This is a genomic window from Ureibacillus massiliensis 4400831 = CIP 108448 = CCUG 49529 (assembly GCF_000772965.1).
GTDB classification, from domain to species: domain Bacteria; phylum Bacillota; class Bacilli; order Bacillales_A; family Planococcaceae; genus Ureibacillus; species Ureibacillus massiliensis.
Genome location: NZ_JPVQ01000083.1, coordinates 1 through 5,375, shown reverse-complemented (window position 1 = coordinate 5,375; position 5,375 = coordinate 1). Strand labels below are relative to the sequence as shown.

Annotated in this window: 5 protein-coding genes and 8 tRNA genes; all 13 read left to right on the top strand. The window is 36.7% G+C overall.

The genetic code is table 11. The annotated features are described in order from the left end of the window. Positions 1 to 57: 57 nt before the first annotated feature. The 13 genes from CD30_RS18630 to CD30_RS18570 all read left to right on the top strand — a co-directional run bounded on the left by CD30_RS18630 (position 58) and on the right by CD30_RS18570 (position 5,327). On the top strand, positions 58 to 327 hold the full coding sequence (locus CD30_RS18630; RefSeq protein WP_052126325.1) for an STAS domain-containing protein: 270 nt from the start codon (positions 58 to 60) through the stop codon (positions 325 to 327). A 4-nt stretch (positions 328 to 331) separates the two neighbouring features. Continuing rightward, the gene (rsbW, locus tag CD30_RS18625) at positions 332 to 814 is read left to right on the top strand and encodes an anti-sigma B factor RsbW (RefSeq protein WP_036180498.1); all 483 of its coding nucleotides are present in this window, start codon (positions 332 to 334) and stop codon (positions 812 to 814) included. Beyond that, positions 780 to 1,556 (top strand): RNA polymerase sigma factor SigB, encoded by a 777-nt coding sequence (sigB, locus tag CD30_RS18620; RefSeq protein WP_036180495.1) that lies wholly within the window; start codon positions 780 to 782, stop codon positions 1,554 to 1,556. Before rsbW ends, sigB begins: the two co-directional genes overlap by 35 nt. Before the next feature lie 128 nt (positions 1,557 to 1,684). Further along, entirely contained in the window at positions 1,685 to 3,853 is a 2,169-nt protein-coding gene (locus tag CD30_RS18615; protein WP_036180492.1) for a Tex family protein, read from the top strand. A 91-nt stretch (positions 3,854 to 3,944) separates the two neighbouring features. After that, complete coding sequence (locus CD30_RS18610; protein WP_036180490.1) at positions 3,945 to 4,406, top strand: SprT family protein; 462 nt, start codon at positions 3,945 to 3,947, stop codon at positions 4,404 to 4,406. A gap of 169 nt (positions 4,407 to 4,575) precedes the next feature. Next, positions 4,576 to 4,650: transfer RNA gene (locus CD30_RS18605), tRNA-Asn, on the top strand. Between the two features lies 1 nt (position 4,651). Continuing rightward, positions 4,652 to 4,726: transfer RNA gene (locus tag CD30_RS18600), tRNA-Glu, on the top strand. A 32-nt stretch (positions 4,727 to 4,758) separates the two neighbouring features. Next, a tRNA-Asp gene (locus CD30_RS18595) sits at positions 4,759 to 4,834 on the top strand. 4 nt (positions 4,835 to 4,838) lie between these two features. After that, positions 4,839 to 4,913, top strand: a tRNA-Gln gene (locus tag CD30_RS18590). A gap of 9 nt (positions 4,914 to 4,922) precedes the next feature. Beyond that, positions 4,923 to 4,994: transfer RNA gene (locus CD30_RS18585), tRNA-Lys, on the top strand. Positions 4,995 to 5,053: 59 nt separating this feature from the next. After that, positions 5,054 to 5,139, top strand: a tRNA-Leu gene (locus CD30_RS18580). Positions 5,140 to 5,153: 14 nt separating this feature from the next. Next, positions 5,154 to 5,230, top strand: a tRNA-Arg gene (locus tag CD30_RS18575). A gap of 23 nt (positions 5,231 to 5,253) precedes the next feature. Continuing rightward, a tRNA-Gly gene (locus CD30_RS18570) sits at positions 5,254 to 5,327 on the top strand. Positions 5,328 to 5,375: the final 48 nt, after the last annotated feature.

The window sequence follows — 5,375 nt, the reverse complement described above, 5'->3', positions numbered from 1 at the left end:
AACTATATCAAGGCTTATTTGTCGATTTTAGTCTGCGAAGTTTGAGTTATTTATATTATGGGTGAAATTGATACATATACTGCACCCAAGTTGCGAGAAAAATTTGAGTCAATAAAAATAAATGAAAGTTCAATATTTGAATTAGATTTATCAAAAGTGGAATATATGGATAGTACAGGACTTGGTGTTATGGTAGGTTTTTACAAAAAAGCAAAACGGGAAAAAGCGAAGATAAAATTAGTAGGTCTTTCCACTAGATTAAAAAGATTATTTAAGATCACGGGTTTAAGCGAATTAATGGAGATTGAAGTTGAAAAGGTGGAATAGGGCTATGAAAGTTTTCGATTATGTAGAAATTAAAATTCCCGCGAAGCCGCAATATGTTAGTGTGATTAGACTTGCCATTTCAGGATTAGCAAGTCGAGTAGGGTTTTTATATGATCAAATTGAAGATTTGAAAATTGCCGTTAGCGAAGCAGTTACTAATGTTGTTCATCATGCATATGTAGATAATGATGATGGAGAAATTGTTTTAGGTTGCGCTCTGTATAGTCAGAAAATTGAAATTATGGTTACTGACTATGGCAATAGTTTTAGCTTTGAAGAAGTAAAGGCTAAAACAGGTCCGTACAATTACAACGAAGATATCGAGCATCTAAGAGAAGGTGGATTAGGACTATTTCTTATGGAAGCACTGATGGATGAAGTGAGGGTTATAAATGAGGGTGGCGTAACTGTTTTCATGACAAAGTTTGTCAAGAGAGAGCAGGTGGAAGAGGATGTCCAAAGTTCATCATCCAATTTTGACAAATAAAGAAATTCAAAAATTATTTTCATTATATCAAGAAACAAAAAATGAAGAAGCTCAAACTACATTGGTGTTACATTATGAATATTTAGTTGAATCCATTGCAAGAAAGTATTCACAAGGTAGGTCAAATTATGAAGATTTATACCAAGTAGGAATGCTTGGATTACTTGGTGCTATTCGCAGATATGATCCTGTATTAGGAAGAAATTTTGAAGTATATGCTATTCCTACAATTGTAGGAGAAATAAAGAGATTTATAAGAGATAAAACATGGGATGTACATGTTCCGAGGAGAATTAAAGAACTTGCTCCTAAAATAAAAATGGCTGTTGATCAACTGACCTATGAATTACAGCACTCTCCCTCAATACAAGAAATCGCTAAATTCTTACATGTGCAGGAAGAAGATATCCTAGAGGCTATGGAAATGAGTAGAAGTTATCAGGCACTTTCTATGGATAAATCGATAGAATCAGATTTTGATGGTAACAATGTTACATTATTTGATTTAGTTGGAGAAGAAGATACAGGCTATGAGGTTATAAATTCTAAGCTAGTTATGCTAAATATGATAAACGTACTCTCCTCTCGAGAAAAGGAAATAGTTGAAATGACTTACTATCAGCAATTGAGTCAAAAAGAGGTTGGGGAAAAACTAGGAATTTCGCAAATGCATGTCTCAAGAATACTAAGACAGGCTATTAAAAAAATGCAGGAATTTATAAACACAAGTCTACGGGTATAATATACAATGGCTTACTCTAACAAGGGTAAGCCATTTGTTATAAGATTTAAATTAATCTAACGAAAATAGCAAGAAATATTAAGGTAATGTTAAAATAAGTTGATATACACTTGAAAGGCTGTGGAATAATGAGTGATACAAAAATGTTACAATTAATCGCACAAGATACAAAAGTTAAACCTCATCAAGTTGAAGCGGTTATTAAACTTTTAGAGGATGGAAATACAGTACCCTTTATTGCGCGCTACCGAAAAGAAGCCACGGGTTCATTGGATGAAGTGCAAATTAAAGCAATTGAAGATAGATATCATTACATACAACAGTTAGAGCAAAGAAAAGAAGAGGTTATACGCCTAATTGAAGAGCAGGGTAAATTAACTGAAGAGTTACGTGCAGAAATTCAAGCTGCTACAATTTTACAACGTGTCGAAGATCTATATAGACCATACAAGCAAAAACGTCGAACAAAAGCAACGGTAGCGAAGGAAAAGGGTCTAGAGCCACTTGCGAATCAATTATTAGAATTTAAAAAGGACAATATTGAAATTCTTGCAGCACCATTTGTAAATGAAGAAAAAGGTGTTGGAAATGTTGAGGAAGCAATTGCTGGAGCAAAAGATATCTTAGCGGAATTATTTGCAGATGATGCAGCAGTACGAGACAAAATTCGTAAGTTTTCTTGGAGAGAAGGACGTATCACCACTTCTGTAAAAGATGCAGATAAAGATGAAAAGAAAGTATTTGAAATGTATTACGAATACGAAGAACCAGTAAAACATATCGTTCCACACCGAACGCTAGCTATTAATCGTGGAGAAAAAGAAGATATATTAAAAGTATCTATTCATGTGCCAATTGATCCGGTGCTACAAATAATGGAAAAACAATGGATTCCTTCAATAACAAGTTCGCCAAGTGTTCACTCTGTTCGTGAAGCTATAGAAGATGGATACAAACGTTTAATCCAACCTTCTATTGAAAGGGAACTTCGTAATGAATTGACTGAAAAAGCAGAAGCCCAAGCAATTCATATTTTTTCTGAAAACTTACGTAGCTTACTATTACAACCACCGATTCGAGGGAAAATGGTTTTAGGTGTAGATCCGGCTTACCGAACAGGTTGTAAATTAGCGGTGGTTGACGAGACGGGTAAGATGTTAGAAGTAACAGCCATATATCCTCATCCGCCTAAACCCGATATTGCAAAATCAAAGTCGGTAGTTAAAGCTATTTTAGATAAATATCCAATTAGTATTATTGCTATTGGAAATGGTACAGCCTCCCGTGAAACGGAACAATTTATTGCGGATGTATTAAAAGAAATATCAAATAAAGAGATTTCATATGTAATTGTTAATGAAGCGGGTGCATCTGTCTACTCTGCATCCGAAATTGCGCGGGCTGAATTCCCTGATTTACAGGTTGAGCAACGAAGTGCAGTCTCTATTGCTCGTCGATTACAAGATCCATTATCAGAATTAGTAAAAATTGAGCCAAAAGCAGTAGGTGTAGGTCAATATCAGCATGATGTATCACAGAAAAAGCTATCCGAATCATTAACATTCATTGTAGAGACTGCTGTTAACCAAGTAGGCGTTGATGTGAACACAGCCTCAGTCTCTTTGTTGCAGTACGTTTCAGGATTATCTAAAACCGTGGCTGAAAATATCGTAGTCGCGCGAAGTGAAGCTGGGAAATTTACTTCTCGTTCTCAATTAAAGAAAGTTCCAAGACTTGGTGCAAAAACGTTTGAGCAAGCAATCGGATTCCTACGAATACCAGATGCAAAAAATCCACTAGACGCAACAGGAATTCACCCGGAAAGCTATGATTTAGCAGAAGGAATTTTAAAAGCAGTAGGTTTAACGAAAAAAGATGTAGGAACAAATGCTTGTGAAGCAGCTTTAGAGAATGTAAATATTGCAGATTTAAGTGATCAATTAGGTGTTGGTGAAATTACAGTTAAGGATATTGTAGATACTTTAAAAAAACCAACGCGAGATCCCCGAGATGCTTTCCCTCAGCCTTTATTAAAAACAGATGTGTTAAAAATGGAGGACTTACAAGTTGGAATGGAGCTACAGGGTACAGTTCGAAATGTAGTGGATTTTGGAGCCTTTGTTGATATTGGAGTAAAACAAGATGGTCTTGTTCATATTTCGAAGCTTCAAAAAAGACGTATTAAACATCCGCTTGAGGTAATATCATTAGGAGATATTGTAACAGTTTGGGTTGATAAAGTTGAAATTGAAAAAGGAAGAATTTCATTAACTATGATACCGCCAGAAAAACAGTAGAAACAAATAGGCTAGAGAAAATATGTATGTGCACAGGATTTGGCTGTGCACATACATTTATTTATACAGCTTTTGAGGGGAGAAAACGAAGATGACAGATCAGGAACTTCAGACAATTGTGGAAGAGTTATCTATTAAATATTTTCATAGGGCATTTATACATAAAGCTTATTTCAATAATAGATTACGGACTACGGGAGGTAGATACTTACTAAACAGCCATAATATTGAGTTTAATAAAAAGTCATATGATATTTTTGGGATTGATGAATTGCGTGGAATCATCCTTCATGAACTATGTCACTATCATTTACACATTCTAGGAAAAGGCTATAAACATAGAGACGCAGACTTTCGGAATTTATTAAAAGCGGTAGGAGCCCCACGATTTTGTTCGACTATTGAGGAAAATAAAACAAAAAGAACAGCTTCTACCCTTCGTATTTACGAATGTATTGTTTGTAAACAAAAATATCCGAGAAAGAGAAAGGTAGATGTAAAAAAATATCGTTGCAGTAAATGCCACGGAAAGCTAAGTGAAATAAATAATTAACTTAATGAATAGTTCGCGTTAATATTGAAAAAAATAGATGTCAGATTAAACTTAGAAGAGGTTTAATAAAGAAACTTAAAATAAATTTTAAAAAGTTATTAAAAAGTGTTGACATACTATGTTGACATCTTTATACTAGTAAAAGTCGACAAGTTAAGTTGTTGATTATTCCGAAGTAGCTCAGTGGTAGAGCAACCGGCTGTTAACCGGTTGGTCGTAGGTTCGAGTCCTACCTTCGGAGCCATGGCCCGTTGGTCAAGTGGTTAAGACACCGCCCTTTCACGGCGGTAACACGAGTTCGAATCTCGTACGGGTCACCATTTATTTGATAATTAAAGTATGATACATTTTAGGTCCCGTGGTGTAGCGGTTAACATGCCTGCCTGTCACGCAGGAGATCGCCGGTTCGATCCCGGTCGGGACCGCCATTTTTGGGGTATAGCCAAGCGGTAAGGCAACGGATTTTGATTCCGTCATGCCCAGGTTCGAATCCTGGTACCCCAGCCAATAGTTTTTGAGCCATTAGCTCAGTGGTAGAGCATCTGACTTTTAATCAGAGGGTCGAAGGTTCAAGTCCTTCATGGCTCATCATTTTCGCTTGACAAAATCGCGTAATGTGATGTATATTAATATAAGTCTCATTGAACGCGGTCGTGGCGGAATGGCAGACGCGCTAGGTTGAGGGCCTAGTGGGGGCAACCCCGTGGAGGTTCAAGTCCTCTCGGCCGCACCAAGGCAAATTCATAGGCGCCCGTAGCTCAATTGGATAGAGCGTCTGACTACGGATCAGAAGGTTGTGGGTTCGACTCCTGCCAGGCGCGCCAAATAAGATAAACAAAAACATAACGCGGGTGTAGTTTAATGGTAAAACCTCAGCCTTCCAAGCTGATGTCGTGAGTTCGATTCTCATCACCCGCTCCAAATGAACCTTGAAAACTGAACAACAAAACGTTAATGAATTAAACGTTT